The organism is Wolbachia endosymbiont of Tuta absoluta (genome assembly GCF_059414725.1).
Map to the genome: position 1 here is coordinate 1 of NZ_JBNRJY010000106.1, position 2,933 is coordinate 2,933.

Below are 2,933 nucleotides of genomic sequence, written 5' to 3' on the forward strand. Positions count from 1 at the left end.
TCAAGATTAAATGGAATAATTTCTTTGTCAATTTAACAATGTATTCAAGCAAATTCACTTACGCTTTCTTATTTATCTAAAGATTCTTTATTCAGAACTGTCAAAATAACTTTCTTATGGCAATAAATGATAGATTGATTGTAGCTTACGAAGCTTAACAAAAATTTATAATGAAGTTATGTACCAGGTAGCTATACATTTTATACAAGATATAACAAGAATAATAAAACTTTTCAAGCACTCGCGATCACTTTCACTCATTTTAAGTATTAGACCGGGTCGGGACGGGACACAGGTAAATTACTAATATTTACCTAAATACTATCGCGATAGACCCAGTCTAATACTTAAAATGAGTGGAAGAATAATAAATTTAAAAATTTAAAAACGCGACTGATTTCTGAGATAAAGCCTAGCCTATGACACTCGGGATAAGGTAAGGATTATTCTGATACAATTCCCATTCGAATTTGTTCAGTGGTTAACGAGTTTCGGTCCTTTAAGGCGAAATCTGGCCGAGGTTGCCGTGTTTTCAAGGGGGTGAAGCAGCCGCGCGGGCGGAGCAGGCGCGGGGTGTACCCCCCGCACGGGCAAGTAGCAAACGCAGCGTGTCAGGCTCCCGCGTAAGACAGTATAGGCGTAGGGTAAACGTGCTAATAATTGAACTATTTGTTACATTGAAAGGTTGTCTTTTTTAATGTTATATGATATAGCTATTCAATGTTTATGTTTTTTAGACATGTAAACCATGTAAAACTTTACGTAGTGCTACTACGTAAAGTTTTTAAATCAGTCATAGTTAGGTAGGTACAGAATTATTTATAAAGAAATAATGTCTAGGCATCCGTATGATTATTGATTATTCATGTTATATGGGGAAAAATTCAAATAATATACATCAAAATGCAATCAAAATTCATTTAGAAGACAAAAAATTACATTTAAATTAAGATTTATCTGCTTCATTTACTGACGCCCATAAATAGGGTTCCTTCCGTAGTCTGTTGAAATGATCGATCACTAAGACCTACTTTCGTACCTGCTCGACTTGTGGGTCTCGCAGTTAAGCGCGCTTTTGCCTTTATACTCTACGCGTGATTTCCGACCACGCTGAGCGCACCTTCGTACTCCTCCGTTACTCTTTAGGAGGAGACCGCCCCAGTCAAACTACCCACCAGACATGGTCCTCGTCCCGGATAACGGGACAGAGTTAGAACCTCAATATTACCAGGGTGGTATTTCAAGGATGGCTCCATAGCAACTGGCGTCGCTACTTCTAAGCCTCCCACCTATCCTACACAAGTAAGGTCAAAGTTCAATGTCAAGCTGCAGTAAAGGTTCACGGGGTCTTTCCGTCTAGCCGCGGGTACACCGCATCTTCACGGCGATTTCGATTTCACTGAGCCTCTGCTGGAGACAGCGCCCCCATCATTATGCCATTCGTGCAGGTCGGAACTTACCCGACAAGGAATTTCGCTACCTTAGGACCGTTATAGTTACGGCCGCCGTTTACTGGGGCTTCGATCAAGAGCTTCGCTTACGCTAACCCCATCAATTAACCTTCCAGCACCGGGCAGGCATCACACCCTATACGTCCACTTTCGTGTTTGCAGAGTGCTATGTTTTTAATAAACAGTTGCAGGGGCCTGGTTTCTGTGGCTGCCAATAGCTCAAGGAGCAAGTCCTATCACCGTCAGCAGCGTACCTTCTCCCGAAGTTACGGTACCATTTTGCCTAGTTCCTTCAGCAGAGTTCTCTCAAGCGCTTTGGTCTACTCGACCTGACCACCTGTGTCGGTTTCGGGTACGATTCCTGTGTAACTGAAGCTTAGAGACTTTTCCTGGAAGCATAGTATCAGCCACTTCACGAGTAAACTCGCTTGCTATCAGTTCTCAGCATAGAGCACCCCGGATTTGCCTAAGATGCATGCCTACTTCCTTTCACCTGGACAACCAACGCCAGGCTGACTTAACTTTCTCCGTCCTCTCATCGCATTACACAGAAGTATTGGAATATTAACCAATTTCCCATCGACTACGCCTCTCGGCCTCGCCTTAGGGGTCGACTCACCCAGCCCCGATTAACGTTGGACTGGAACCCTTGGTCTTTCAGCGAACGGGTTTTTCACCCGTTTTGTCGTTACTCACGTCAGCATTCGCACTTCTGATACCTCCAGCATGCTTCTCAACACACCTTCATCGGCTTACAGAACGCTCCCCTACCACGTATACAATGTATACATCCGCAGCTTCGGCATATAGTTTTAGCCCCGTTACATCTTCCGCGCAGGCCGACTCGACTAGTGAGCTATTACGCTTTCTTTAAAGGGTGGCTGCTTCTAAGCCAACCTCCTAGCTGTCTATGCCTTCCCACATCGTTTCCCACTTAACTATAATTTTGGGGCCTTAGCTGGCGGTCTGGATTGTTTTCCTCTTGACTACGGACGTTAGCACCCGCAGTCTGTCTCCCGGATAGTACTCATAGGTATTCGGAGTTTGCATCGGTTTGGTAAGTCGGGATGACCCCCTAGCCGAAACAGTGCTCTACCCCCTATGGTATTCGTCCGAGGCGCTACCTAAATAGCTTTCGGGGAGAACCAGCTATCACCGAGTTTGATTAGCCTTTCACCCCTATCCACAAGTCATCCCCTGGCTTTTCAACGACAGTGGGTTCGGTCCTCCAGTTAGTGTTACCCAACCTTCAACCTGCTCATGGATAGATCGATCAATCAGAACGTGACTTTGTTGTTTCTCGAATTATGCTGATTAGCGATGGATTGTGGATTGAATCTGATATGAAAGATATTAAGTCTACACAAGATTTAACAAAAAAATTTGATGAACAAAAATATCAGCGTTTGATTAAGCAAAATATGTGTAAAAAAGATGACTTACTTGAGTCAGAAGTTTTTAAAAAAACGACACGTGGCAATT

The 2,933-nt window shown here is 43.7% G+C and carries 1 rRNA gene; it reads right to left on the minus strand.

Annotation, left to right across the window (positions count from 1 at the left end):
* Positions 1-831: 831 nt before the first annotated feature.
* Positions 832-2,933, minus strand: a 23S ribosomal RNA gene (locus ACJ5GX_RS01240); the annotation flags it as partial.